The sequence below is a fragment of the Halomonas sp. ND22Bw genome (assembly GCF_003011945.1).
GTDB classification, from domain to species: domain Bacteria; phylum Pseudomonadota; class Gammaproteobacteria; order Pseudomonadales; family Halomonadaceae; genus Halomonas; species Halomonas halophila.
Window position 1 is genome coordinate 1 of record NZ_PXWD01000322.1, and the last position, 371, is coordinate 371.

Consider the following 371-nt stretch of genomic DNA (forward strand, 5'->3'; position numbering starts at 1 on the left):
GGCGGCGCTTTGGGCGTCCACCACCGCATCGCCCGCCCCCATCCTGCGCCAGGTCAGGGCCAGAACCAGGACGAAGGTCCCGACCAGGGCCCCGGCCATGGCCAGCGTGAAATCCAGCCGATAGCTGGACCAGTGGGCGTTGGCGGTGATGCCGAACAGCAGCGCCGGCTGGGCCAGCCAGACGACGAACCGGTTGATCTCCGTGACCGCCGTCGGCCCCAGCACCTTCACCCGCCGACACAGATAGCCCAGCGCGATCAGCGCAAAGACCGGCAGGACGACGTTCAGCAGAGCGGTCATGGCTGCAGGGCGATCAGGCTCATTCGATCAGGCGCAGCGCGCGGTCAGGCCGCCATCGACCACGAGCTGGG

1 protein-coding gene is annotated in these 371 nt (G+C 69.0%); it reads right to left on the bottom strand.

Annotation, left to right across the window (positions count from 1 at the left end; translation table 11 throughout):
- Positions 1-300 (bottom strand): AEC family transporter (locus CVH10_RS18265; protein ID WP_181244485.1); only part of this gene is annotated, 300 nt, incomplete at its 3' end.
- Positions 301-371 lie beyond the last annotated feature (71 nt).